Origin of the sequence: Flavobacterium sp. NRK F7, assembly GCF_024054195.1 — a bacterium.
In the GTDB taxonomy this organism is placed as follows: Bacteria; Bacteroidota; Bacteroidia; order Flavobacteriales; family Flavobacteriaceae; genus Flavobacterium.
This window is the reverse complement of record NZ_JAMXLB010000001.1, coordinates 2,313,063-2,338,731: the sequence shown is the minus strand read 5'-3', so window position 1 is coordinate 2,338,731 and position 25,669 is coordinate 2,313,063. Positions and strand designations below refer to the sequence as shown.

Annotated in this window: 24 protein-coding genes; 12 read left to right on the top strand and 12 right to left on the bottom strand. The window is 31.7% G+C overall.

All coding sequences use genetic code 11. From position 1 onward, the window contains the following. Positions 1-13 precede the first annotated feature (13 nt). The gene (locus tag NHF47_RS10525; protein WP_252764880.1) at positions 14-2,458 is read left to right on the top strand and encodes a PIG-L family deacetylase; all 2,445 of its coding nucleotides are present in this window, start codon (positions 14-16) and stop codon (positions 2,456-2,458) included. Positions 2,459-2,570: 112 nt separating this feature from the next. Further along, a complete protein-coding gene (locus NHF47_RS10520; protein WP_252764879.1) occupies positions 2,571-4,304 on the top strand; it encodes a sodium:solute symporter in 1,734 nt (577 codons plus the stop codon). A 9-nt stretch (positions 4,305-4,313) separates the two neighbouring features. On the opposite strand, the gene NHF47_RS10515 is transcribed toward NHF47_RS10520, so the two are convergent. Continuing rightward, positions 4,314-5,186 (bottom strand): AraC family transcriptional regulator, encoded by an 873-nt coding sequence (locus NHF47_RS10515; protein WP_252764878.1) that lies wholly within the window; start codon positions 5,184-5,186, stop codon positions 4,314-4,316. A gap of 433 nt (positions 5,187-5,619) precedes the next feature. Between NHF47_RS10515 and NHF47_RS10510 the strand changes: the two genes are divergently transcribed. Next, entirely contained in the window at positions 5,620-6,015 is a 396-nt protein-coding gene (locus NHF47_RS10510; protein ID WP_252764877.1) for a T9SS type A sorting domain-containing protein, read from the top strand. Positions 6,016-6,132: 117 nt separating this feature from the next. On the opposite strand, the gene NHF47_RS10505 is transcribed toward NHF47_RS10510, so the two are convergent. Next, the gene (locus NHF47_RS10505) at positions 6,133-6,984 is read right to left on the bottom strand and encodes a DUF2911 domain-containing protein (protein ID WP_252764876.1); all 852 of its coding nucleotides are present in this window, start codon (positions 6,982-6,984) and stop codon (positions 6,133-6,135) included. Between the two features lie 138 nt (positions 6,985-7,122). On the opposite strand from NHF47_RS10505, the gene NHF47_RS10500 reads away from it, so the two are divergent. The 3 genes from NHF47_RS10500 (at position 7,123) to NHF47_RS10490 (ending at position 9,747) form a co-directional block, all read left to right on the top strand. Then, positions 7,123-7,590, top strand: coding sequence for an SRPBCC family protein (locus tag NHF47_RS10500; protein ID WP_252764875.1), 468 nt, complete (start codon positions 7,123-7,125; stop codon positions 7,588-7,590). 55 nt (positions 7,591-7,645) lie between these two features. Further along, the gene (locus NHF47_RS10495; RefSeq protein ID WP_252764874.1) at positions 7,646-8,344 is read left to right on the top strand and encodes an SDR family NAD(P)-dependent oxidoreductase; all 699 of its coding nucleotides are present in this window, start codon (positions 7,646-7,648) and stop codon (positions 8,342-8,344) included. A 116-nt stretch (positions 8,345-8,460) separates the two neighbouring features. After that, positions 8,461-9,747 carry a deoxyribodipyrimidine photo-lyase gene (locus tag NHF47_RS10490; protein WP_252764873.1) on the top strand — a complete coding sequence of 429 codons (1,287 nt, stop codon included), beginning with the start codon at positions 8,461-8,463 and terminating at the stop codon, positions 9,745-9,747. On the opposite strand, the gene NHF47_RS10485 is transcribed toward NHF47_RS10490, so the two are convergent. After that, positions 9,744-10,400 carry an HAD family phosphatase gene (locus NHF47_RS10485; protein WP_252764872.1) on the bottom strand — a complete coding sequence of 219 codons (657 nt, stop codon included), beginning with the start codon at positions 10,398-10,400 and terminating at the stop codon, positions 9,744-9,746. The two genes, NHF47_RS10490 and NHF47_RS10485, sit on opposite strands and share 4 nt — an antisense overlap. 99 nt (positions 10,401-10,499) lie before the next feature. On the opposite strand from NHF47_RS10485, the gene NHF47_RS10480 reads away from it, so the two are divergent. From NHF47_RS10480 to NHF47_RS10465, 4 genes are read left to right on the top strand one after another with little or no spacing between them, the layout of a single operon-like run. Continuing rightward, positions 10,500-11,042, top strand: a complete 543-nt coding sequence (locus NHF47_RS10480) for an RNA polymerase sigma factor (protein ID WP_252764871.1) — start codon at positions 10,500-10,502, stop codon at positions 11,040-11,042. A 30-nt stretch (positions 11,043-11,072) separates the two neighbouring features. Next, positions 11,073-11,477 carry a hypothetical protein gene (locus NHF47_RS10475; protein ID WP_140996513.1) on the top strand — a complete coding sequence of 135 codons (405 nt, stop codon included), beginning with the start codon at positions 11,073-11,075 and terminating at the stop codon, positions 11,475-11,477. Between the two features lie 2 nt (positions 11,478-11,479). Then, positions 11,480-11,923 (top strand): sensor of ECF-type sigma factor, encoded by a 444-nt coding sequence (locus NHF47_RS10470; protein WP_252764870.1) that lies wholly within the window; start codon positions 11,480-11,482, stop codon positions 11,921-11,923. A 54-nt stretch (positions 11,924-11,977) separates the two neighbouring features. Continuing rightward, on the top strand, positions 11,978-12,382 hold the full coding sequence (locus NHF47_RS10465) for a hypothetical protein (protein WP_252764869.1): 405 nt from the start codon (positions 11,978-11,980) through the stop codon (positions 12,380-12,382). A gap of 11 nt (positions 12,383-12,393) precedes the next feature. Here NHF47_RS10465 and NHF47_RS10460 read toward each other — a convergent pair whose 3' ends face one another. Further along, on the bottom strand, positions 12,394-13,455 hold the full coding sequence (locus tag NHF47_RS10460) for an oxidoreductase (protein ID WP_252764868.1): 1,062 nt from the start codon (positions 13,453-13,455) through the stop codon (positions 12,394-12,396). A 313-nt stretch (positions 13,456-13,768) separates the two neighbouring features. Between NHF47_RS10460 and hemN the strand changes: the two genes are divergently transcribed. Next, positions 13,769-15,127 (top strand): oxygen-independent coproporphyrinogen III oxidase, encoded by a 1,359-nt coding sequence (gene hemN, locus NHF47_RS10455; protein WP_252764867.1) that lies wholly within the window; start codon positions 13,769-13,771, stop codon positions 15,125-15,127. A 624-nt stretch (positions 15,128-15,751) separates the two neighbouring features. Here hemN and NHF47_RS10450 read toward each other — a convergent pair. The 8 genes from NHF47_RS10450 to NHF47_RS10415 all read right to left on the bottom strand — a co-directional run bounded on the left by NHF47_RS10450 (position 15,752) and on the right by NHF47_RS10415 (position 24,860). Beyond that, the gene (locus NHF47_RS10450) at positions 15,752-16,453 is read right to left on the bottom strand and encodes a sulfite exporter TauE/SafE family protein (RefSeq protein WP_252766086.1); all 702 of its coding nucleotides are present in this window, start codon (positions 16,451-16,453) and stop codon (positions 15,752-15,754) included. A 277-nt stretch (positions 16,454-16,730) separates the two neighbouring features. Continuing rightward, positions 16,731-17,177 (bottom strand): FixH family protein, encoded by a 447-nt coding sequence (locus NHF47_RS10445; RefSeq protein ID WP_252764866.1) that lies wholly within the window; start codon positions 17,175-17,177, stop codon positions 16,731-16,733. A 164-nt stretch (positions 17,178-17,341) separates the two neighbouring features. Next, positions 17,342-18,760: a cytochrome c oxidase accessory protein CcoG gene (gene ccoG, locus NHF47_RS10440; RefSeq protein WP_252764865.1), complete on the bottom strand. Its 1,419-nt coding sequence runs from the start codon at positions 18,758-18,760 to the stop codon at positions 17,342-17,344. 50 nt (positions 18,761-18,810) lie between these two features. Then, positions 18,811-19,773 (bottom strand): cbb3-type cytochrome c oxidase N-terminal domain-containing protein, encoded by a 963-nt coding sequence (locus NHF47_RS10435; RefSeq protein WP_252764864.1) that lies wholly within the window; start codon positions 19,771-19,773, stop codon positions 18,811-18,813. Positions 19,774-19,807: 34 nt separating this feature from the next. Further along, complete coding sequence (locus tag NHF47_RS10430; RefSeq protein ID WP_252764863.1) at positions 19,808-19,981, bottom strand: CcoQ/FixQ family Cbb3-type cytochrome c oxidase assembly chaperone; 174 nt, start codon at positions 19,979-19,981, stop codon at positions 19,808-19,810. A 5-nt stretch (positions 19,982-19,986) separates the two neighbouring features. Continuing rightward, positions 19,987-22,185 (bottom strand): cytochrome-c oxidase, cbb3-type subunit I, encoded by a 2,199-nt coding sequence (gene ccoN / locus NHF47_RS10425; protein ID WP_252764862.1) that lies wholly within the window; start codon positions 22,183-22,185, stop codon positions 19,987-19,989. Between the two features lie 2 nt (positions 22,186-22,187). Beyond that, on the bottom strand, positions 22,188-22,379 hold the full coding sequence (gene ccoS, locus NHF47_RS10420) for a cbb3-type cytochrome oxidase assembly protein CcoS (protein WP_252764861.1): 192 nt from the start codon (positions 22,377-22,379) through the stop codon (positions 22,188-22,190). Positions 22,380-22,478: 99 nt separating this feature from the next. Continuing rightward, the gene (locus NHF47_RS10415; RefSeq protein ID WP_252764860.1) at positions 22,479-24,860 is read right to left on the bottom strand and encodes a heavy metal translocating P-type ATPase metal-binding domain-containing protein; all 2,382 of its coding nucleotides are present in this window, start codon (positions 24,858-24,860) and stop codon (positions 22,479-22,481) included. Positions 24,861-24,963: 103 nt separating this feature from the next. Here NHF47_RS10415 and NHF47_RS10410 point away from each other — a divergent pair, with 103 nt between their 5' ends. Then, positions 24,964-25,641: a Crp/Fnr family transcriptional regulator gene (locus tag NHF47_RS10410; protein ID WP_252764859.1), complete on the top strand. Its 678-nt coding sequence runs from the start codon at positions 24,964-24,966 to the stop codon at positions 25,639-25,641. Positions 25,642-25,669 lie beyond the last annotated feature (28 nt).

Below are 25,669 nucleotides of genomic sequence, written 5' to 3'. Positions count from 1 at the left end.
AAAAACAAGAAAAATGACACGAAAAATTACGGTTATACTTTTATTAGTTACTTTATTGCTTCAAGCGCAAGCACCCAAAAAATTAAATTCCAACCAAATTTTTGAAGAAGTTGAAAAATTAAATTTCTTAGGAAAAGTATTATACGTTGCGGCACATCCTGATGATGAAAATACCCGTTTAATCACTTATTTTGCCAATCATTATCATGCTGAAACAGCCTATTTATCATTAACTCGTGGCGATGGTGGCCAAAATCTTATTGGACCTGAATTAAGAGAAAAACTAGGTGCTATTCGTACACAAGAATTATTAGCTGCACGAAATATCGATGGTGGCAATCAATTTTTTACACGTGCCAATGATTTTGGTTATTCTAAAGAACCAAATGAAACATTTTCCATTTGGAATAAAAAACAAGTCTTGGAAGATGTGGTTCAAGTTATGGAAACCTTTCAACCTGATATTGTTATCAATCGCTTCAATCACAGAACACCAGGTACTACTCACGGACATCATACAGCTTCAGCCATGTTAAGTTTAGAAGCGTATGATCAATTAAAAGTGAAACCTAAAAGAGTATTCTTCAATACCTCATGGTGGTTTTACGGAAGTGAAGAAGCGTTTGAAAAAGCAGACAAATCCAATTTAATAGGTTTTAATGCCAATGTGTATTATCCATTAAAAGGGAAAAGCAATCATGAAATTGCAGCTTTAAGTAGAAGTCAGCACCAATGTCAAGGTTTTGGTTCAACTGGTACAAGAGGTGATGAAACCGAATATTTAGAATTATTAAAAGGCGATTTACCAAGTAATCACAATATTTTTGCTGGAATAGATACTTCGTGGAAACGTATTAAAGGTGGTGAAGCCATAGGCAAAATCTTACTACCTATTCAAGAAAATTTCAATTTTAAAAATCCTGCCAGTCATATTCCAGACTTGGTAAAAGCGTATACTTTAATTCAAAAATTGGAAGATTCCCATTGGAAAACAGAAAAAACCAAACAAATTTTAAAAATTATTGAAGCTGCTAGTGGGTTCTATTTAGAAGCAATTACTTCAGTTGAAACCGCTACTAAAAATGAAAATATTACGATTACGATTGAAGCGATTAATCGTAGCAATGCCAATTTAAAATTAATCAGTTATAGTCTTTTAAATCAAGATAAAAAAGAGTACAAAAAAGAATTAACTAATAATGAAAAAGTCATCTTAGAAGAGAAGAATTTCACAATTCCTACTACAATAGAGTATTCCAATTTATTTTGGTTAAAAGAAAAACCAAGTGTTGGGATGTATCAAGTTAGTAATAAAGCCATTCGGATTTACCCTGAAGAAAAACTACAGTTTCCAATTGTTTTCACCGTTGAAGTAGAAGGCATTACCATTGATTTTGTGAAAAATATGGTGTATAAAATGAACGATCGCAAAAAAGGAGAAACCTATATACCTTTTACGGTTTTACCAGAAGTAACTTCAGAAATTGTAAATAAAGTTTCTATTTTTAATACCAATCAACCGAAAGAGATTGTAGTAAAATTAAAAGCCCATAAAAATAATAGTTTGGGTGTTGCTCAGCTACAAATTCCTGCAAATTGGACGGTGGAACCAAAAGAGATTCCGTTTGCAATAGCTACTAAAAATGAAGAACAAACTATTCGTTTTAAAGTGTATCCTCCAAAACAGGAAAGTAATGTTGATTTTATTGTAGGTATCAAAACAACTACAGAAAATCATCAATTCGAATGTGTTGAAATTCGTTATGACCATATTCCGAAGCAAACTATTTTACAAGCCTCTGAAGGAAAATTGGTAAAATTAGATATCGAAACCAAAGGGAAAAACATTGGTTATCTTTTAGGCGCTGGTGACGAAGTAGGTAAATATTTGGAAAACATTGGTTACAATATTACCTATATTAATCCAACCGAATTACAAGCCGCTACTTTAGCAAAATTTGATGCTGTTATTTTAGGAATTAGAGCATTTAATACCGTTGAAGACTTAAAATTTAAGCAAAAAGAATTATTTAAGTTTGTTGAAAATGGAGGTAATTTAATTGTACAATATAATACCACTAGTGGCTTACTTACCAAAGAAGTAGCACCTTATGAATTGTCTATCTCTAGAGATCGTGTAACCAATGAAAAAGCAATAGTTACTTTTTTAGATCCTAAAAACCCTATTTTAAATGTACCAAATAAAATAACGGCTAAAGATTTTGAAAATTGGGTACAAGAACAAGGTTTATACTATCCCGATAAATGGGACAAAGCTTTTACTCCTATACTTTCTTCGGCTGATGATGGAGAAGAACAAAAACAAGGTGCACTTTTAGTTGCAAAATATGGAAAAGGAAATTATATTTATACAGGCTTAAGTTTCTTTAGAGAGTTACCAGAAGGCGTTTCTGGTGCCTATCGTCTTTTGGCTAACCTAATCTCATTAGATAAATAAATCACTATGGAAAGAGAAAAAAACGAATGGAAAAGAAGTTATAATTATGTACTCATTTTAAATGCGATATATATTTTAATTTTCGTTTTAATAATGGAAATCTACTCATAATATGGAATATTTAGACTGGATTGTACTCTCTTGTACTTTATTGTTCATTGTGGTTTATGGAGCCTTAAAAACCAAAGGAAGCGCAAATGTTAAAGATTACCTATTAGACAATAACGAAACCCCTTGGTTTACAGTTGGTTTATCGGTAATGGCCACACAAGCAAGTGCTATTACCTTTTTATCTACACCAGGACAAGCCTATCATGATGGAATGGGATTTGTGCAATTTTACTTCGGACTTCCAATAGCGATGATTGTAATTGCTTACACTTTTATACCTATTTATCATAAATTAAAAGTGTATACTGCCTATGAATATTTAGAACAACGTTTTGATATCAGAACACGTACGCTAGCAGCTGTTCTGTTTTTAATTCAACGAGGTTTAGGAACGGGTATCACCATTTATGCTCCTTCTATTATTTTATCAGCTTTATTAGGGTGGAATTTAACCTTTTTAAATATTATCATTGGTGTTTTAGTGATTATTTATACCGTTACTGGCGGAACAAAAGCGGTTAACATCACCCAAAAGCAACAAATGTTTGTGATTATTTCTGGAATGTTTATTACGTTTTTTCTCATCATAAATTATTTACCTGAAGAAATTGATTTTGGAAATATTCTCCATGTGGCTGGTGCGAATGGAAAAATGGATATCCTCGATTTTTCGTACAATCCCAAAACAAGATATACTTTTTGGAGTGGTATTACAGGTGGTTTTTTCCTAATGTTATCTTACTTTGGTACAGATCAATCTCAAGTAGGACGTTATTTAACTGGAAAATCGGTGAAAGAAAGCCAAATGGGACTAATTATGAATGGTGTTTTAAAAGTACCGATGCAATTTTTTATTTTATTGACAGGTGTACTTGTTTTTGTTTTCTTCCAATTTAATGACGCTCCTTTGCATTTTAATCCCAATAATGTTACTAAAGTAAAAGCTTCTATCTATAAATCTGATTATGAAAAAATTGAAGATAAACTTCATGTGGTAAATGAAGAAAAGAAAGTTGTTAATAAAATTTATGTAGAACAATTACAACATAATGATTATGACAATCCAGCTTTAAGAAAACAAATGGTAGCACTTTCTTTGAAAGAAAAAGAACTAAGAGAAGACGCGAAAGAAATCATTAAAAAAGTGGATTCTGGTTCTGAAACGAATGATAAAGATTATGTTTTTCTTTATTTTATTTTGCATTATTTACCCAAAGGATTATTAGGGTTGTTACTAGCAGTTATTTTTAGTGCCGCTATGTCATCAAGTGCTTCTGGTTTGAATTCATTAGCAGCAACTACTGCAATAGATATTTATAAGAGAAATGTAGCCGATAAAAGTGATAAGCATTATGTAACAGCTACTCAGTATTTTACATTATTTTGGGGTGTGGTTGCTATTGGTTTTGCTTGTATTAGTTCACTATTTGAAAATTTAATTCAATTGGTAAATATAATTGGTTCCATTTTTTATGGAACCGTTTTAGGAATCTTTTTAGTAGGTTTCTACATTAAATATATTAAAGGCAATGCCATTTTTATAGGTGCCTGTTTAAGTCAAACCATCATCTTTATTATTTATTACTTTTATATTCATATACAACCAGAAGATGATAAATTAAGTTATTTGTGGCTGAATTTTATTGGAGTTGTTTTAACTCTAGTGCTATCCTACATTGCCCAGTTATTTTCTGATAAAGAAAACAAAACATTATATAAAGAAGAGCTTCAATAAAGCTCTTCTTTATTTTAATATATTTTTCAATTCGTTTCGATATTGCGAAGCACTTTTACCAGTATATTCTTTAAAAAGTTTGTTAAAGTGACTAAAATTATTAAAACCACTTTCAAAACAAATTTCGGTGATACTTATGGGTTTTTCGGCGAGTAATTTACAGGCATGAACCAGTCGATATTCATTTACAAAAGTTGTAAATGTCTTATTGGTAATCTTCTTAAAAAAACGACAAAAAGAAGGAACAGTCATACTGACTAAATCAGCTACTTGTTCTAAAGCTATAGGCTCAAAATAATGGTTTTTCACATAATTAAATACGAGATTTATTTTGTCATTATCTTGCATTTGTGTAACTATTGAAAATCCGTCAGCATTTAAAAAAATACTATCTTTTGAATGCGCTAAATCATTTAAAATTTTCAAAAAACTTAGCAATCGATCCAATGGATTCATTTTTTGCATCAATTCAATTTGGGAACCCACTCTATTTTTAGTTTCCTTCTCAAAAGCAATTCCAATTCGAGCTTGTTGCAATAAATTCTTAACCTTTTTCATTTCAACAATTCCAAAAAATCCTTCTCCTAAAAAATCAGGCTTCATTTGGATAACCGTTTCAATAGTATTTCCAGTTTCTTCATTCGTAAATCCACAATGTGGTAAATTACTTCCAATTAAGATTAAATCTCCATCCGTATAATACGAAAGATGACTTCCAATTTGCCTTTTACCAGAACCCCCATTAACATAGACCAATTCAATTTCGGGATGATAATGCCAAATATCAGATTTATTATTAGCTTTCTCTGTATAAGATGTATACGTAAAAGAACTTCCAAAAGAAGGAACAATCACTTCGAAAGATGGTGTAACGTTTTTCATAACTATAAAAGTAATTAAAAGCCGTTACTTTATATGCTAAATTATCATTTTTAACCTAAATCGTTTTCGTAAAAGAAAAAATAGTACAGTTTCAAAAAAAAGAAATCTGTATTTAAAAATTACAAATAATTTCTAAAAGAATGCTTTCTAAGCGTTTTCTAATTTTAATTATTGAAGTATTTCAAAAGTGTTATACAAACAGTAAAAATGAATACCACTAAATTTAAAACGCTCTTTTTTGGGAAACTAATAAAAAAAAGCATAAAAAATTACAGTATCAATATATACTAAATTAACTTATTAACACTAAATCGTTTTCGAAAAAGGTAATATAACATATAAATAAGAAAATACAGTAGTGTTAATAACGCAACAACTGCTCTAAATTTGCTTTATCGACAAACAAATAAGTATTAATTTAAAAACTACAATTATGAAAAGTCTTTTAAAATTATCTTTGGTATTCGCAGTAGTTTTATCTACTATGACTGTGCACGCAAATGATCTTGATTTTTTACTATATGTAAAAAATAAAAACGGGAAGCAAATTACTTTCTCTATAAATGCTATACAAGAAGCAACTATTACAATTTTAGATCAAGAAGGTCAAGAAATTTATGTTGAAAATGCAAAAGGAGAAAAAGGAATTAAAAAAACGTATAATTTAGAGCAATTCCCTGCTGGAAAATATATTCTAAAGGTAGAAAATAATCTAAAGAAAGTTTCTTATGAAATCCTAGTAACTGATGAAGATGCAACGCTATCCACTAAAGGCATTTCACAAACTTACAAAGTAACTATGAGTAGTGAGAAATTGGCTAGTAACTAATCATTAGAAATTAGTTCCATAAAAGAAAACTATATTTTGTTAAATAGTTAATTGAGATTTTAAACCAAAAAGCCGTTAGTTTCCTAACGGCTTTTTTATATTGTCTTAGGTTCTAATTTATTTAGACCATTCAGCTATACTATCTTTATTCATCTTTTCATAATCCGAATTACCTGCTTTTTTAGCTCCTTCTAAAGAGGCTTTAGCTGTAGTAATAGCACCTTTTTTATCTCCAGTTTTTGCCTGAATTAATGATTTTAATCTCAAATACCAAAATGGAGTATCTCTATCGCTTGGTGCCATCTCAATCGCTTTATTGACCCAAGTTAATGCTTTGTTCATATCGTTATTGGACTGATAATAATATTGTGCGGCAGCAAAATAATCAGCATATGAGGGTCCTGCTAAAGCTTTTTCAATACTTGCCATTGCCACTTCATTGGTAGGTACTGTAAAAGGCACAGATACGTAGGTTCTTTCCCACGCTAAATCTAAAGTAGCCGAATCATTTGTAATATTATTAATAGCTATCGTAAAAGATTCTATCGAACGCATTAATGTTTCAGGTTTTACACTTACTCGCAAAGCAACTTTTGATTCATCCCAATTTTCAGGTAATCCCCAATTATCAGTAGACGTATAAAAAATTACATCCCAACTATCAGCTTTTGGTGTGGTATATAAAGCATACTTTCCTTTCTTTAAATCTTTTCCATTTACCTTAATATCTTGATCAACTGAAAAAGTAGTATTGGCATTCGCTCCCGTTCTCCAGTTTTTTCCATAAGGAACTAAATCGCCATAAACGGTTCTCCCCTTAGCTCCTGGTCTTGAATAATCAATTTGAATATCAGCTAAACCAACCATTTGGTCTACCTTAGCAGCAGGACTCGCTTGTGGTGTTTTTACTTGTGCCTGAGTTGAAAGCATAGCCAGTGCTAACAATCCAGTAAAAAATAACTTTTTCATCTTTTATTTTATTATTTTGTGTTATAAATAAGGTTTGTACGAAATTACTAAAAATCGCAGAGCTATATGTTAAGCTATTCCTAAAATTAAAATTATTTTGTTTAATATTTTTGTATATTTGTTAAACAAAATAAATTTATGAAAATTTATACTTTACATTCTAAACAAAATTTGCCCATAACAATCGCTGAAGCATGGGAATTTCTATCTGATCCAAAAAATTTGAAAACTATAACTCCAGATTACATGGGATTTCATATCCTTTCTGGAGCGGATAAACCCATGTTTCCTGGACAAATTATCCAATATATTGTAACACCTGTACTCAACATTCCTACAAAATGGGTGACCGAAATTACGCATGTTCAAGACAAAAAATATTTTGTTGATGAACAACGTTTTGGCCCTTATTCGCTTTGGCATCATAAGCATTTTTTAAAAGAAATTCCTGGAGGTGTCGAAATGGAAGATATTATAGATTATAAAATTCCAATGGGAATCTTAGGGCAATTGCTACATCCTTTTATAGTGAAACCAAAATTAGATGAAATTTTTGAGTACCGAAGAAAGAAACTAATTGAACTTTTTGGTGATTATAAAGAATAAAAGCTTTTTTACAAAACAATTTAAACTAGTTGAAACTTTTAAAAAAAAATTTATAATGAAAAAAAATATAGTATTAATTGGAGGTTCGTATGGTATTGGTTATGCTTTATCCGAACTATTAAAAAGAGAACATAACGTTTATGTTGCTTCTCGAACAATTTCGAATTTAGATGCTTCTATCCATCATATTCCATTTGATGCGCATACACAAGAAATCAATTTAGAAATGTTACCCAATACTATTGATGGTTTTGTATTTTTACCTGGAAGTATCAATTTAAGACCTTTTAAAGGATTAAAGATAGAAACTTTTGAAGAAGATTTAAAAGTCAATTTTATCGATATGGTAAAAGTTCTTCAAAGTCTTTTACCAAAAATCACTGCTGCTCAACAGGCTAGTATCGTGCTTTTTAGTACGGTTGCAGTGGGAACTGGAATGCCATTTCACACGAGTGTAGCCGCAGCTAAAGGTGCTATTGAAGGTTTTGCTAAAGCTTTGGCTGCAGAGTATGCTCCCAAAGTAAGAGTCAATGTAATTGCGCCTTCCTTAACCGATACTCCATTAGCAGATAAATTTTTAAACAATGATGCCAAAAAGGAGAAAGCTGCGGAAAGACATCCCTTAAAAAAAATTGGTACTGCTAAAGATATTGCAGAAATGGCTGACTTTTTATTATCCGATAAAAGCAGTTGGATTACAGGACAAGTCTTTCATGTTGATGGAGGAATGTCAACCTTGTCGGTTAATGCCTAATTTAAAAAAATTAGAAATTTAATAATTTAAGGTTGTTTACTTTTGTTAGCATAATCCTTTCAAGCTCTTAATCCTTTAAACTCAAAAACTTTTTAAACCCTTAAACAAAACTTATAATGAATATATTTTGGTTCAGAAGAGATTTACGATTAAATGATAATGTAGGACTTTTTCACGCTTTACATGAAAAAGAAGAAGTACTCCCTATATTTATCTTTGATTCCACTATTCTAAACGAATTACCTAAGGAGGATGCTCGTGTGCAATTTATTCATGAACAATTAGAAAAGATCCAAAAACAATTGGAGAAAAAAGGAAAATCGCTAGCCGTTTTCTCAGGTGAACCTAAAAAAATATTTCAAAAATTAATTGAAGAAAATAAAATTAAAACTGTTTATACCAATCACGATTACGAACCTTATGCACGTAAAAGAGATAAGGAAGTATACCAACTATTTAAAGAAAATGACATCAGTTTCAAAACATCAAAAGATCAAGTTATATTTGAAAAAGAGGAAGTGGTTAAAGACGATGGCACACCTTATGTTGTGTATACACCTTATTCCAAAAAATGGAAAGAAAAACTACAAAAAACCAAACTTACACAGTATAAATCGGAAGATAAATTAGAGCAAATTGTAAAGCACAAGTATCCTTTTTTAAGTTTGGAAGACATTGGTTTTAAACCCACAAAAATTAAGCTTCCTGAGTATAATGTTTCGGAAAAATTAATGAATAATTATGAGGAAACTAGAAATTTTCCAGCTATTCATGGTACTTCTTTACTAGGTATTCATTTACGATTCGGTACTGTATCAATCAGAGAAATGGTACAAAAGGCACAAGCTGTAAAGAATGAAACTTTTTTGAAAGAGCTCATTTGGAGAGAGTTTTTCATGCAAATTTTATGGCATTTTCCCAAAACTACAACCGAAAGTTTTAAACCTAAATATGACGCTATTGAATGGAGAAATGACGAGAAACAATTCCAAAAATGGTGTGAGGGAAAAACGGGTTATCCTTTTGTTGATGCAGGTATGCGAGAATTAAACGCTACTGGCCATATGCACAATAGAGTGCGTATGATAGTCGCTAGTTTTTTATGCAAACACCTATTGATTGATTGGCGTTGGGGTGAAACCTACTTTGCCCAAAAATTATTAGATTATGAACAAGCAAGTAATATTGGCAATTGGCAATGGGCCGCTGGTTCAGGTGTAGATGCGGCACCCTATTTTCGAATTTTTAATCCTACCGAACAAATTAAGAAATTTGACAAAGACTTGAAATACATTAAAAAATGGATTCCAGAATTAGATACTTCAAAATATCCAGAACCTATCGTAGATCATAAAGAAGCACGTGAAAGATGCTTAAAAGTTTATAAAAAAGCGTTGGATTAACCTAATTTCTTAATAGTTTCAGCATTAATTTCACTAAAATCATGAATAATTTGATTGGCTAAAGACAAATCTTGATTTTTTGAATTAACACTCATATATCCTATACAATAAATACCCGCAGCATGAGAGGCTTGCACTCCATTGGTACTGTCTTCAATAACAATACAATTTTCTTTAGGATGTATAGATAAACTGGCAGCATGTTCAAAAATAGCAGGATGTGGTTTCGATTTTGGAAAATCTTCGCCCGAAACAATATGACTGAAATAAGCATGCAAGTTAAAACGATTGAAAACACGATTAATGGTACTTTTGGAAGCAGATGAAGCTACTATTAATTCAAAACCATTCGCATGTAAATCTTTTATCAAGTCTTCAACACCATCAATTAAATATAAGTCTGGTTTGGAATCAAAAGCATCATTGAAAAGATGTCTTTTTCGTAAAATTAAGTCTTCCACTTCTTGTTCTAATTGAAACAAATCTTTTACTTTTTGAAACACATTTCGAGTGGAATTCCCTGTAAAACTAGCATAAATTTCATCGGATACAGAAATATCTAACTCTTTAAAATGCTGGTGGTACGCATAATGGTGTACGGGTTCTGTGTCCACTATAACACCATCCATATCAAAAATAACCGTTTGAATCATTTCTAAAAATTTTGCACAAAAATACTATTAAAAAGATTTGTGACCAATGGATTAAACCTTTTTAATTATCTTTAGTCTTATCTACAAATAGAATAAAAATTGCAAGACGAAAAGGTATTCATTGAACGTTTATTACATCCGAAAACGCAACAAGAAGCGTTTCGGGAACTATTACAATTGTACCAAAAACCCTTGTACAATCACATTCGAAATATTGTTTTAAACCACGATGACACCGATGATGTTCTACAAAATACATTCTTAAAAATATTTCAAAACATAGCCAAATTTAAAGGGGAAAGCAAATTGTTTTCTTGGATTTATCGGATTGCTACCAATGAAGCTCTGACGCTTTTACAGCAAAAAGCAAAAAAATCGGGCATTAGTAATGAAGAAGTGCAGCAAAAAGAATTGAATAAACTCGAAAGTGATGTTTTTTTTGATGGTAATGAAATCCAACTCAAATTACAAAAAGCGATTGCACTATTACCCGAAAAACAGCAATTAGTGTTTAAAATGAAGTATTTTGAAGAATTAAAATATGAAGAAATTTCAGAAATTGTAGATACCTCTGTTGGTGCTTTAAAAGCCAGTTATCATTTAGCCGTGAAGAAAATAGAAGAATATTTAAAAACGAATTAAACCATTTAAAAAAAATAAAGTCTAATCCATATGAAAGATTTTAACTTAGATACACAACCCAAAATAAAAACGGGATTTCAAGTTCCGGAAAACTATTTTGAGCAATTTGAAGCCAAAATGATGGAACAATTGCCTCAAAAAGAAACCAAAGTAGTATCTTTATTTCATAAAAAACAAATTTGGATTTCCAGTATTGCAGCTGTCTTGTTAGTTATGATTGCGATTCCTGTTTATCAATCCATGTCAAAAGATACGACTATAGAAGCTACTACTTTAGAAAATTATTTAGTGAGTGAGTATTCTACCTATGATATTATAGATAAATTGAGTACCGAAGACATTAATGCTTTGGAAAACGATTTAACTTTAAATGAGGATGCAGTAGAATCGTATTTATTAGATACACAAAACATTGACTACTATTTAAATCAATAAGAATGAGAAAAAAATTAACCCTATTACTAATTTTAATAGTTAGTGTTTCATTTGCTCAAGGAGGAATGAAAGAGAAAAAAGAAAAAATCAAAGCTTTAAAAGTAGCTTATATTACTGAAAAGCTTGATTTAACAACCGAAGAAGCTCAAAAATTTTGGCCTGTTTATAATACTTTTGACGATAAACAATTTGAAATCAGACATAACAAAATGAAATCCATTGTCAATCAGTTTGAAAATGGAGGTTTTGAATCTTTATCCGATAAAGAAGCGTTGGATTTGATTACCAAAATGGAGGATTATGAAGATGAGATGCATGCTTTAAAGAAAAAGTATTTAAAAGACTTATTAAAAGTACTGCCTCCAAAGAAAGTTATTCGACTGAAAAAAGCGGAGGACGAATTCAATCGCAAATTATTACGAGAATTTAGAGGACGAAAAAATTAAAAAAAGCACCGAATGGTGCTTTTTTTTATCTTTATACAAAATTATTTTTTAATCTTGAAAACAAAACTAGTTCCATTTTTATTATTTATCACTTTAAGTTGCGCAAATTGCTTAGCACAAACTAAAAGTTGTGATACTATATATGATTCAAAAGAAATAAAAGCACATTATAAAAAAGGAGAATTAGAACTAAATAAATTTGTTATTAAACAGCTATTACCAATTATTGGACAATGTAAAGAAAATTCTAGTATTTCTTCTTTATTTATGTATCTAACGATAGATTCTAAAGGAAAAATTATAGACGTTAGATTTACAAGAGCTAAACTTAGCGAAACCTGTAAAGCTGAACTCAAAAAAGAACTTTTAACGATGGAAGGTTGGCAACCTGCTATACTAAATAATCAACCCGTTTGTAGTATCTATCTTTTACCAATTCATTGTTTAAAAAGACAATAAAATCGTATTTATTACTCCTTAAACTTCAATTCCACTACTCTATTTCTACCAGCTGCATAGGCTACCGAATCATTTTGAAAACGAAGGGTGTATAAATCTTTATCTTCCGCTAATTTTTTCCAAGTGGCTCCACTATCATTTGAAAAATGTACGCCTGTTCCTCCTACACAAACTAACGATTTTCCTTCACTTTTGGGTACAAATTGCACACAAGAAGCATATCCAAAACCCGTATTTTGTCCTACTAACTTCCAAGTTTTACCGCCATCTCGCGTCATCGCTTTATTGTCTACATTGGCTTCTTGTTTTTCATAATCTCCGCCTGCAATAAAACCAATTTTCTCGTCGTAAAAATCGGCTGTAAAAATACCGGTCATAGTTTTTCCTTGAACAATAGGTGTCTCATATACTTGCCAACTCATCCCTTTATCTTTACTCACAAAGCAACGGGCTTTTTTCCCTCCAGAAACAATAAATATCGAATTACCACGTAAAATAACATTGGTATTACTGGCTGCAAAAGCGGCTTCACCTTCCTCTACTTTTGGTAGTTTTTCACAAGGTACTTTTTGCCAAGAATTGCCACCATCATTCGTAATAATAATATTCAAACAATCGGAAACAGGGTCACCCATTGCAACACCAAAATGATCATCTAAAAATTGCATACTATCATAAAAAACTTTTTCATTTTTTTCTTGGTAGACCAATTTTACTATGGTTTTATCTTTATTAATTTTGTATAACAAACCAGGATTGGCAACACTCAACACAAAAACTGCTTCTTTCGTTTTAGCGATACTTCTAAATTCTGGATGCAAGGAATCTTTACTAATTCTTCCTCGAAATTTTTTATTGGTTTTCAAATCAATGGCGCCATATTTCCCATTGTTTCCTGCAAACCATAACTGATTGCTGTCTATTACGATGGCACGAATGCTAATTGAATCTTCATGAAGGGTATGAATCTCAATTTTGGAAAAAGCTGTTACTTCAAAATCTTGTTCAATCTGTTGCTGCTTACAGGATACTATCGTGATAAATAAACCGAAAAGGAGTATCGTTTTTTTCATTTTACAGTTTTAAGAACACGAATGTACAACTTATTTTTAATTATCAGAATTGTTCTTACCTTATCTGATTATGTTGGGTTGCCCTTTGTCCTGTTAGTATTATACTACCCATTCAATATGAAACTATTGGAAACTTCTCGACTCTTCCGAAACTCCAAAATATATGGACAAATAGCAAGAAATGAACTATCAATTCAACTTTAGACTTCCGACTTTTGACTTTCGACTTTTGACTTTTGACTTCCGACTTCCACATGATATTTATCATTTTTAGCCTGCATCAGTCTTTTTATTTTTGAATAAATTTTGTACCATGAGTTTGATTCAAAAATACAATGTTCCAGGACCTAGATACACCAGCTATCCTACTGTTCCTTATTGGGAAGAAAACTTATTTTCGGTTGACCAATGGAAAAAAGCATTACGGGAGTCTTTTGTACATTCGAATACTACTGAAGGAATTAGTTTATACATTCACTTACCTTTTTGTGAAAGTTTGTGTACTTTTTGTGGTTGTAACAAACGGATTACAAAAAGGCATGATGTAGAACATCCTTACATAAAAGCCGTTTTAAAAGAATGGGAATTGTATTGTGAAGTACTACCGCAACGTCCTCAAATTAAAGAGATTCACTTAGGTGGTGGAACACCTACTTTCTTCTCTCCTGAAAATCTAACTTTTTTACTTGATGGTTTATTTATTAATGCCGATAGAGCCGAAAATTATGAATTTAGCTTTGAAGGGCATCCGAATAATACTACGTATACCCATTTGCAAACTTTATATGATTTAGGCTTTAGACGTGTGAGTTTTGGAGTGCAAGATTATGCTGAAAAAGTTCAAAATGCTATTCATAGAAAACAATCTTTTCATAATGTTGCTAAAGTAACCTTTTGGGCAAGAGAAATTGGTTACACTTCCGTTGGACACGATTTGATATTTGGACTACCCTTTCAAACTTTAGACAATGTATTAGATACCATTGCGAAAACCAACTCCTTGCAACCAGACCGATTGGCTTTTTACAGTTATGCTCACGTACCTTGGATTAAAGGGAATGGTCAACGTGGTTTTAACGACCAAGACTTACCTAAAGATGACGTAAAAAGAGAATTGTATGAAAAAGGAAAATTAGAACTTTTGAGTCGCAACTATGTTGAAATAGGTATGGATCATTTTGCTTTAAAAAACGATAGTATGACCACCGCTTTTCAAAATGGAACCTTGCATCGCAATTTTATGGGATACACCGCTTCAAAGACAGAAGTTATGATTGGGCTAGGCGTTTCTTCTATTAGTGACTCCTGGAATGCTTTTGCACAAAATGAAAAAACGATAGAAACGTATTATGAAAAATTAGATAAGGACGAATTACCTGTTTTTAGAGGCCATCTTTTAAACCAAGAGGATTTAATTATTCGCAAACACATTTTAAATTTAATGTGCCAATTTCAAACGTCTTGGGAAAATAAAAAGGCATACTTTCCTGAAATTGAGCAGATTTTACCTCAACTTTCTGAAATGGAAAAGGATGGTTTACTTAATATTGATACCCAAACCCTAACGGTAACCGAAAAAGGAAAACCTTTTGTAAGGAATATTTGTATGGCATTCGACTTGCGATTGAAGCGAAAAGCACCTCAAACCCAATTGTTCTCTATGACGATTTAGATTTATTGATGATTCGATTGTTAGATAGTTCGATATTGGGAACATAGATTTAAGAAATTAAAACAATTTTAAAAAATAGTTTTATTATCTATAACTATTTATCAAACAATCTAAAAATGCAACTATCAAACCATCAAATAATCAAATAATCAAATAATCGAATCATCTAACACCTTATTCATTAGCTTAAACCCCTATTTTTAGGTCCTGAAGTGGTCGTTTTAGGTTTTTAACGCAAAATTTTACGTTGGGTAACCTAAACTTTTACGTCCAAGACCCAAAATTTTAGGTTAGGAACCTAAAATTTTACGTAGGCAGACGTAAAATTTTACCCCCATGGACGTAAAATTTTACCTCAAGAACCTAAAGTTTTATGTTTACCACCTAAAATTTTACGTAGGCAGACGTAAAATTTTAAGTTTTTAGTTTAAATACATCTTCCTAATGGTATCGTGTGAAAAGTCTTTTTAAGAAAAATAAAAACGATACTTCGTTATGAGACCCTTACAGGGTGACAAGATTGCGTGTAATTAATCACTTTTACAAAACAATCTTAAACTTTTAAACAATCTTAAACAACGTTAAACAACTTTAAACTTTTAAACAATCTTAAACCATTTCTACCTAATGACAATTGGCTTCCGCTTGTACAAAAAGACTAGTAGTACTTGGAGACACATAAGGAATATTTAAGCCTAAACCTCTTATTATAAATAAAACTCCAATACAAACTGCTAGAATTGGAATTGCTTTCTGGATGGTTTTTCTTATAGGATTTGTAATTAAATTGGAGAGCATAACCACCAAGCTCATCAAAGGAACGGTTCCTAAACCGTAGAGTACCATATAGAAAATACTATATTCTATATTAGGCATAGCCAATGCTCCAAAAAGTGCTACATATACCATTCCACAAGGTAAATATCCGTTTAGTAAACCAATCGTAAACAAAGACGAATAGGATTTCTTTTTAAACTGCTTTCCTAAGCTACTTTTTACTTTTGAAATGATCTTATAAACAGGTCTTGAAAAATTATATTGGGCTAAAGTTTTTTCTGGAAGGAGTGCAATGAAAATCATAAGTACACCTACAATAATCGATAATTGCTGTTGCATGCCTGCCAAGAAAAAACCTTTACCCAATACCCCAAAAACCAATCCTAAAGAACTATAAGCAAACAATCTGCCTAAATGATACACTAGAATTTGTATTGTTTTCTTTGCTTTATTATTACGATCTACAGGTAACATCATAGCAATAGGTCCGCACATGCCTATGCAGTGAAAACTACTGATTAAACCTAATAAGATAGCGGTGTAAAGCATTTTTTTGACTGTTTTCTGTTGTGAATTATATGTTATCTGTTTGTGTTTAAAAGTAGAAACGTGATTTTTAGCCCCGATTATAACGGCATCCTTTTCTTTTTGCTTTTCGACTGCGCTCAAAGTGACAAAAAGAAAAGATACAGTGAAAAGCGGGACGATTATTTTACCGAAGTACATTTGCTGTGCTTCTAAAAAAATAATAATGCTTTTGTATCGTTCAACTGTCAACTGTCAACTTTTGACTTTCGACTTTTGACTTTCGACTTTTGACTTTCGACTAATAATAAACCGACTGTTTGTTTCTATATAATACGCCATTGTATTCCCATTCTACTGTGATGTCCCAAAGACCGCCCACCAAATTACTTTTAGGTATGAGCAAATTTGAAGAAGACAATGAAATTTCCATTTCAGCATCTAATTTCTGGTTAGACGGTCTATATAAGGACACCTTTCCTGTAATGGCAGTGTAATCAAAATCTTTAGGAAAAGCTATTTGAATGCCTTCCGATTCTTTATCTATTCTAACTTTATCAACTAAGGCATTGGCGTTTGAAGCTCTATCAATATTACCTTGTACCTTTAATTCTTGTTGGTAATAATTTTCTGTTACCAATTCGTTATCGTATTTTGAATTGGATTGCACCTTGAACACAAAAAACAAGATGAATGTCATGAACAATCCGAAAGCAATTACAATTCCTGTTCCCCAATTTAGTTTCATATTTTTTAGTTTTAAGAGCAACGAAATAATCGTCTTCTCTATTATTATTTTATATCTGTCGTCAGTTCGAGTGGTTTTTACGTAATGAAATGGAGTAAAAAATGTATCGAGAACCCCAGTGTAAAAAACAAAACTTCTCGACTGCGCTCGAAGTGACAACTCTGTTAATTAAAAGACCTTGGTCCTAAGAAAGTAGTTGTAGTGGTTTCAATTAATTTTCCATCATTGTACACCCCAATTTTTACTTTCATTTTATCTTTTTTGACTTCACTTATAGGAATTTCTATAAACAAAGTCCCTTGAAACAAATCTTCTTTTTGAACTACGATGTGTTTGTTTCCTACCAATCGAATAACGCCTTTCGGTTTTTCTAGTTTAAATGAAACGTTGTCAAAATCTTTTACCGTTTTATTCACAATTTTATACGTAAAAACATTACTGATTACCTTACCTTTTTGTTCGTATAACTGTCCTGGTAATCGAAACACATTGGCTTCCACATCATTTCGCAAAAACAACAAACCAATTAAAATACCTATCAGAATGGTTAAAACGGCAATGTAACCTTTCATTCGGGGAGTGAGTTTGAACTTTTCCTTTTTTACAATTTCATCTTCACTTGCATAACGGATCAAACCTTTAGGTAAGCCTACTTTATCCATAATGGTATCACACTCGTCGATACAGGCCGTACAATTGATACATTCGAGTTGAGTTCCGTTACGAATATCAATCCCCGTTGGACATACTACAATACACTGTTTACAATCGATACAATCTCCTTTTCCTGAGGCAGCACGATCTTCTCTTTTATCCCATTTGGCTCTTCCTTTTTCACCTTCTCCTCTTACATGATCGTAAGCCACATTTATGGATTTGTTATCTAATAAGACACCTTGCATTCTTCCATATGGGCAAGCGATAATACACACTTGTTCTCTAAACCAGGCAAATACAAAATAAAACACGCCAGTAAAGATTAATAAAGCAATTAGAGTACTGATATTTTCTCTAGGACCTTCTTCAATGTATTCTAGTAATTTATCACTACCAATTAAATAGGCTAGAAAAACATTCGCAATAAGAAAAGAAATGATAAAGAATACCAACCATTTTGTAAGTCTTTTTCTAATTTTTTCTGCATTCCATTCTTGTTTGGCTAATCGCATTTGTGCCCCTCTATCACCATCAATCCAATATTCAATTCTTCGAAAAACCATTTCCATAAAAATGGTTTGCGGACAAAACCAACCACAAAATATGCGACCAAAAGCTACTGTAAATAAGGTTAATCCCACTACTCCAATAATCATCGATAAAACAAAAATATAGAAGTCTTGTGGCCAAAACGGAAACCCAAAAATGGAAAACTTTCGTTCTAAAACATTAAATAATAAAAACTGGTTGCCATTGATTTTTAAAAATGGTGCCGACAGTAAAAACACTAATAAAAAATAACTCAGTAATTTTCTTTTATCATAATATTTTCCAGAAGGTTTTTTAGGAAAAATAAAATTTCGTTTTCCTTCTTCGTTTATGGTAGCAATGCTATCTCTAAAACTTTCGTCTGGTAAATTAGACATAATGTTATTTATTTAGGTTAAATAGAAAATGATAATTCATTTCTAATTTACTATTCCGCCACGATAGAATCAGTAACTTTTGTTACCGCTTCAGTTAGTTCTTCCGTAGTATTTTCTACTGTATCATTAGCTGTTTTCTCTACCCAAAGCTCTCCTTCAGGTGCTTTTGCATTTACAGGATTTGAACCTTGTAGAGAAAGAATATAACTGGCTAATTTTTGAATATCGGTAGGTTTAATAACTTCTTTCCAAGGAGCCATTACACTATTTTTAGGACTTCCTTCAGAAATTACTTTAAAAATGTTTTGAATTCCTCCTCCATTAATCCAATAAGCATCGGTTAAGTTCGGACCGATATTTCCTTCTAAATTTTCTTTGTGACAAGAAGCACAATTATTATCCGTAAATATTTTCTTTCCCTCTGCAATACTCGCTGCATCTGTCATTAAAATTACATTTTCAAGATTTACTGGATCTGGAGCATTTTTCAAATATGCTTCATGTTCTTTTTGCGCTTCTAGCATCGCCATTTCATATTCTTCTTTTTGGGTATAATCGCCTACAATATGGAAACGCACTAAATATACTATGGCAAAAACAATGCAACCATAAAAAAGGTACACCCACCAAGGTGGTAATACATTATCTAGTTCTTTAATACCATCGTAATTATGATCTAACATTACGTCTGCTTCTTGCTCAATAGCTTTTGATCGCGTAAGTTTTTTCATCATATTTTTATAGAACGTACTTTCTTTAAATGGTAGGGATTGTGCTTCTTCCAATTGCTTTTTCTGTTCTTCATTTAATAATTGGTACGTCACTTTATCAACCGCACTAATTACGATTTCTATTGCTATTAAAAGAAATAGAAAAACAAATAAGAAAACAGCCACCATTGGATACTCCATAAAAGCGGGCTTTTCACCAGAATCTATAAAGTATTCCATACCTGCAAATACTGTTGCAAAGATTACTGGAACTCTAACATATGAAGGAATAATATTTTTCATAGGTATAATTTATTTATGTAATGTATCTATACTGTTATAATTTGTCCTTAAGAGGTAATTCACTCAACTCTTTGATTTTGTCTTTTTTATAGGTAAACACCCATATAAAAAGCACTAGAAAGAACGTAAAGAAAATACTTAAGGAAAGTATTGGGTAAATTTCTACACCCGCAATAGTTTCCAAATTATGCTTGATAAACTTTAACATACTTCTTATTTTTTAGGGTTATCTTCTTTTGTAATATCCGTGCCCAAGCGTTGCAAATAAGCAATCAAAGCGGTAATCTCTCTCTCTTTAACCGGTACAAAAGCAGCACCATTAGTTGCTTTTTGTTCGTCGAAGGATTTCTTGATATCTTCGTTTTTCATCAGATTTGCTTCAATTTTTGCAGCTTGTTCTTCCATAGTTTTATAAGCATTTTTCACTTCTTCATCCGTATAAGGAACTCCTAATTGTTGCATGACTTTCATTTTCTCTTGAGTTGTAGAAGTATCTAAAGTATTTCGGATTATCCATTTATAACCAGGCATAATAGAACCGGAAGAAGTACTTTGTGGATCCCATAAATGGTTAAAATGCCAATCGTCTGATCGTCCTCCGTTGTTTGGTTTACCAGAAACTCCTTCTCTTGCTAAATCTGGACCCGTACGTTTAGAACCCCATAAGAAAGGATGGTCATACACAAATTCTCCTGCTTTTGAATATTCCCCATACCGCACTACTTCAGAGCGGAAAGGTCGTACCATTTGAGAGTGACAATTATTACAGCCTTCTCTAATATAAATATCTCTACCTTCCAATTCTAAAGGAGTATAGGGTTTTACACTAGCGATAGTTGGTATATTAGATTTCACCATGATAGTAGGTACAATTTGTAAAATACCACCAATTAAAATGGCAATGGTTGCTAAAATGGTCAACTGAATGGGTTTTCTTTCTAACCAAGGGTGGAATTTCTCACCTTTTAATCTTCCAGAAGCAATTTTAGTTAAAGCTGGAGCTTCAGCTAATTCATCCTCCACTGGTTTTCCAGCCATTACAGTACGAGCTACATTATATACTAATACTAATAATCCAATTACAAATAAAGTTCCTCCAATAGCTCTCATTAAATACATGGGCATAATTTCAGTAACTGTTTCTAAGAAATTCCCATATTGTAAGGTTCCGTTTGGCTGAAACTGTTTCCACATTGAAGCTTGTGTAAAACCAGCAACATACATTGGTAATGCATATAAGATAATACCTAAAGTACCAATCCAAAAATGGAAATTAGCTAAAGTGGTAGAATATAATTTAGTTTTAGTCATTCTGGGAACCAACCAATAAATCATACCAAAAGTCATGAAACCATTCCATGCTAATGCACCTACGTGTACGTGAGCGACAATCCAATCGGTAAAGTGGGCAATGGCATTTACATTTTTAAGAGATAACATCGGTCCTTCAAAAGTTGCCATTCCATATCCTGTAATACCTACTACAAAGAATTTTAAAACAGGTTCGGTTCTTACTTTATCCCAAACTCCTCTTAAGGTTAATAAACCATTAATCATTCCTCCCCAAGAAGGAGCAATAAGCATTATAGAAAATACAACCCCTAAATTTTGTGCCCAGTCTGGTAAAGCTGTGTATAATAAATGGTGTGGACCCGCCCAGATATAAATAAAAATTAAGGACCAAAAGTGAATAATGGATAATCGATACGAATATACTGGTCTGTTGGCTGCTTTTGGTACAAAATAATACATCAATCCAAGGAAAGGTGTAGTTAAAAAGAAAGCCACTGCATTATGACCGTACCACCATTGCACTAAAGCATCTTGTACACCTGCATACACCGAATAACTTTTTAAAGCAGAAACAGGTAATTCTAGACTATTAAAGATGTGCAGTACTGCAACCGTTACAAAAGTGGCTATATAAAACCAAATCGCTACATATAAATGACGTTCTCTTCTTCTTAAAATCGTCATAATCATATTGATTCCAAAAACAACCCAAATAACAGCTATAGCAATATCTATAGGCCATTCTAATTCTGCATACTCTTTGGAAGTGGTATAACCTAAAGGTAATGTAATCGCTGCAGCAACAATAATTAACTGCCATCCCCAGAAATTAATATTACTTAATACATCGCTATACATTCTCGTTTTTAGTAAACGTTGCAACGAATAATACACTCCTGCAAAAATAGCGTTACCTACAAAGGCAAAAATAACTGCATTCGTGTGTAATGGTCTTAATCTTCCAAAACTTAACCATGAGATTCCATCGGTCATATTTGGAAAAAGAAACATAAAGGCAACTGTGAGACCAACGAGCATACCTACAACTCCAAACAAGATACTTGCATAAAGGAATTTCTTTACAATTTTGTTATCGTAATAAAATTGTTGCATTTCCATAATTAGATTGATTTTTGTTTTTCTACTTTTATTGTTTTACTTGGGCACTTTTTAATTTCATCGTCAAATAATATTCTGACTGATGGTGTATAATCGTCATCAAATTGTCCACTTTTTACGGCTCTGATAAAAGCGATTAAGAAGACAATAGCAACAACTATACTTACTGTGATTAAAATATAAATGACACTCATACCTTAAATTTATGTTAACAAAGTTAGGGGGACAGTTTTTCAAAAAATATGATATTTATCATGCTCCAGATTATTTTTGAAAGAACCAATTAAAAAGACTTATTTTCTATTTTTCCTAGCGTAATAATTACTCATTACCGTTACAAAACTGACTATCGTTATTGAGCTCAACGGCATAATAATAGCTGCAACCAAAGGAGATAAATTACCAGATATAGCAAAGGACAACCCTACTATATTATATAAAAGAGAAAGTCCAAAACTCATATAGATAGTTCGCATGGCATTCTTAGCGTATTGCAAATAATAGTGAATATTAGAAAACTCACACGCATCCATAATTGCATCACACGCTGGAGAAAATACATTTACATTTTCAGAAATGGCAATACCTATATTACTTTGTGCCAATGCGCCAGCATCATTCAAACCGTCTCCAACCATCATTACATATTTACCTTCGTTTTGAAGATTTTCTATGTATTGCAATTTTTGCTCAGGTCTCTGATTAAAAATGAGTTGGGTGTTTGCAGGTAACATTTTTTCTAAAATCGTTCTTTCCCCATCATTATCTCCTGATAAAATGGTTAACGAATAGCTTTCTGATAAGGATTCAAATAATTCTTCTAACCCTTTTCTATATTGATTATTAAATACAAAACTGCCTTTATATATACCATTAATCGCAATATGTACTTTTGTTTTCTTATGTGTATTTTCACTGATATGTTCTAAATAGTCTGAAGAGCCGAGTTTTACAATTTGATTGTTAAAAGTTGCTTCAATACCTTTACCAATTATTTCTTCAAAATGAGAAGGCACTACTTTTTCTACTTGAGGTAAAAAATCATACAACCTTCTACTTAAAGGATGATTAGAACCGCGTAATGTATTTTTTAAAAGTACAATTTCGTTTTCTTTCAAAGTATCACCTTCATACGTAATTGAAGTTTTTTTATTTGTTGTTATAGTACCTGTTTTATCAAAAACTACTGTATCTACTTTAGCCAATTGCTCTATAACAACTGCATTTTTTAAATACATTTTTTGCTTTCCCATAATTCGTAAAACATTACCCAATGTAAAGGGTGCTGTTAAAGCTAAGGCACAAGGACAAGCCACTATTAATATAGCTGTAAGTACATTAAAAGCAGTAGTAACATCAATAAATAACCAAAAAACAAAAACCGAAAAAGCAAATACTAAAAGTATAGGTGTAAAATAACGACTTACTTGATCTGTAATCGTTTTGTGTTTTTGTTGCATTCTCTTTTGGAATACATCATTACTCCACAGTTGCGTTAGATAACTTTGAGAAACCGTATACAATACTTCAATTTCGATATTATTACCATTTAACTTTCCTCCTGCAAAAACTTTATCACCCGATTTTTTTTCAATGGGTACCGCTTCACCCGTTACAAAACTATAATCGATAGCGGCTTTATCAGATATTAAAACCGCATCTACTGGTAATAATTCTTGATTTCGAATAAGTAATCGATCTCCTTTTTCAATATCATAAACTTGAATAGGTATTTCTGAACCATCTACATTAATTTTTGTAATGGCTATCGGAAAATAGGATTTATAATCACGTTCAAAAGAAAGAAAATTATACGTTTTCTGTTGAAATAATTTACCTAGCAACATAAAAAATACTAAACCTGTTAAGCTATCGAAAAAACCCTGTCCGAAATTAAAAACAATGTCAATGGTACTGCGCACAAACATGACTATAATCCCTAAAGCAATAGGAATATCGATGTTTAGTAATCTCGATTTTAAACTTTTATACGCAGAAACATAATAATCACTTGCTGAGTATAAAAAAGAAGGCAAAGAAAGAGCAAAAATCAACCAACGGAAAAAACCTCTGTATTGATTGATCCAATATTCTTCTACTTCAAAGTATTCTGGAAATGACAATAACATAATATTCCCAAAACAAAAAAAGGCAACGCCTAGTTTATATAGTAAACTTCTATCTACTTTTTTCTTGCCCAAATCAAAATTTTCTAAACTGATGTAGGGTTCGTAACCAATAGAACTTAAAAGATAGGTTATCTCTTTTAAAGAAGTTACTGATGTATCAAACGTAATGCGTACTTTTTTTTGAGGAAAATTAACTTGTGAACTCGTTATCCCTTCTTGTAGTTTTTGTAGATTTTCCAAAATCCAAATACACGAACTACAATGTATATGAGGAATGTAAAGTGAAACAATACTGGTGTTACCCTCTTGAAAGTCGAAGAGTTTACTACTAATTTTTTCATCATCTAAAAAGTCATATTTTCCTTTAATATCTTGTGGTGTTGCTCCTGGAGCCTTCTCAAAATCATAATAACAGGTCAAATCATTTTGACTGAAAATTTCGTAGACCGTTTTGCAACCATTACAACAAAATTTTTTTGCATCAAAATCAATTACTTCATTATCTACTATAGAATTACCACAATGGAAACATTTTTTTGCATCCATAATTTGCTCATTTTTACCTGTAACAAAGGTTGCAATTGGTTCTAATTTAAAATATGATATTTGTCATACTTTAAGTATATTTGAAAAAAAATTATCCCTAACTATGAGTAAGTGCGAACAATGTATCGTAAGACAATTTAGCTCTATTAAAGCACTAACAAAAGATCAGTTAGTTCAAATGGCAAATTGTAAAACTTCTTACACTATTAAAAAAGGTGAACCAATTTTCGAAGAAGGAGAAACCTTAAATGGTATATATTGTATTAAAGATGGTGTTTGTAAATTATCCAAATTAAGCTCTAATGGTAAGGATCAAATTGTGAAATTAGTTAAAGCTGGTGAACTTTTAGGACAACGCTCTATGATTAGTGAAGAATCGGCAAATCTCTCTGCTGTTGCATTAGAAGACATGGAAGTCTGTTTCGTACCAAAAACTGAAATATTGCAGTTTTTCAATCAAAATAATGATTTCTCCATGAATGTAATGAAAACTATTTGTGGCGATTTAAAAGAAGCTGATGATCACATGGTCGATATGGCTCAAAAAACCGTAAAACAACGTTTAGCAGAAACTTTGATTTATTTAGAAGATACTTTTGGTAAAAATGAAGATGGTAGCATTCGCATTCAACTTTCGAGAGAAGAATTAGCAGGAATGATTGGAACAGCTACAGAAAGTTGTATCCGATTATTATCAGAATTTAATAAAGCCAAAAGTATTGAATTACTTGGGAAAAAGATTTTTATTAAAGATAAAAAAGTACTACAAAAAATAAGCTAAATAATTTTTGGCACAATAATTGGTTTCT

Excerpts from the sequence above, each read along its gene's own strand:
- NHF47_RS10525 (WP_252764880.1), top strand. The coding sequence starts at position 14 with ATGACACGAAAAATTACGGTTATACTTTTATTAGTTACTTTATTGCTT.
- NHF47_RS10520 (WP_252764879.1), top strand. The coding sequence starts at position 2,571 with ATGGAATATTTAGACTGGATTGTACTCTCTTGTACTTTATTGTTCATT.
- NHF47_RS10515 (WP_252764878.1), bottom strand. The coding sequence starts at position 5,186 with ATGAAAAACGTTACACCATCTTTCGAAGTGATTGTTCCTTCTTTTGGA.
- NHF47_RS10510 (WP_252764877.1), top strand. The coding sequence starts at position 5,620 with ATGAAAAGTCTTTTAAAATTATCTTTGGTATTCGCAGTAGTTTTATCT.
- NHF47_RS10505 (WP_252764876.1), bottom strand. The coding sequence starts at position 6,984 with ATGAAAAAGTTATTTTTTACTGGATTGTTAGCACTGGCTATGCTTTCA.
- NHF47_RS10500 (WP_252764875.1), top strand. The coding sequence starts at position 7,123 with ATGAAAATTTATACTTTACATTCTAAACAAAATTTGCCCATAACAATC.
- NHF47_RS10495 (WP_252764874.1), top strand. The coding sequence starts at position 7,646 with ATGAAAAAAAATATAGTATTAATTGGAGGTTCGTATGGTATTGGTTAT.
- NHF47_RS10490 (WP_252764873.1), top strand. The coding sequence starts at position 8,461 with ATGAATATATTTTGGTTCAGAAGAGATTTACGATTAAATGATAATGTA.
- NHF47_RS10485 (WP_252764872.1), bottom strand. The coding sequence starts at position 10,400 with ATGATTCAAACGGTTATTTTTGATATGGATGGTGTTATAGTGGACACA.
- NHF47_RS10475 (WP_140996513.1), top strand. The coding sequence starts at position 11,073 with ATGAAAGATTTTAACTTAGATACACAACCCAAAATAAAAACGGGATTT.
- NHF47_RS10470 (WP_252764870.1), top strand. The coding sequence starts at position 11,480 with ATGAGAAAAAAATTAACCCTATTACTAATTTTAATAGTTAGTGTTTCA.
- NHF47_RS10460 (WP_252764868.1), bottom strand. The coding sequence starts at position 13,455 with ATGAAAAAAACGATACTCCTTTTCGGTTTATTTATCACGATAGTATCC.
- hemN (WP_252764867.1), top strand. The coding sequence starts at position 13,769 with ATGAGTTTGATTCAAAAATACAATGTTCCAGGACCTAGATACACCAGC.
- NHF47_RS10450 (WP_252766086.1), bottom strand. The coding sequence starts at position 16,453 with ATGCTTTACACCGCTATCTTATTAGGTTTAATCAGTAGTTTTCACTGC.
- NHF47_RS10445 (WP_252764866.1), bottom strand. The coding sequence starts at position 17,177 with ATGAAACTAAATTGGGGAACAGGAATTGTAATTGCTTTCGGATTGTTC.
- ccoG (WP_252764865.1), bottom strand. The coding sequence starts at position 18,760 with ATGTCTAATTTACCAGACGAAAGTTTTAGAGATAGCATTGCTACCATA.
- NHF47_RS10435 (WP_252764864.1), bottom strand. The coding sequence starts at position 19,773 with ATGAAAAATATTATTCCTTCATATGTTAGAGTTCCAGTAATCTTTGCA.
- NHF47_RS10430 (WP_252764863.1), bottom strand. The coding sequence starts at position 19,981 with ATGTTAAAGTTTATCAAGCATAATTTGGAAACTATTGCGGGTGTAGAA.
- ccoN (WP_252764862.1), bottom strand. The coding sequence starts at position 22,185 with ATGGAAATGCAACAATTTTATTACGATAACAAAATTGTAAAGAAATTC.
- ccoS (WP_252764861.1), bottom strand. The coding sequence starts at position 22,379 with ATGAGTGTCATTTATATTTTAATCACAGTAAGTATAGTTGTTGCTATT.
- NHF47_RS10415 (WP_252764860.1), bottom strand. The coding sequence starts at position 24,860 with ATGGATGCAAAAAAATGTTTCCATTGTGGTAATTCTATAGTAGATAAT.
- NHF47_RS10410 (WP_252764859.1), top strand. The coding sequence starts at position 24,964 with ATGAGTAAGTGCGAACAATGTATCGTAAGACAATTTAGCTCTATTAAA.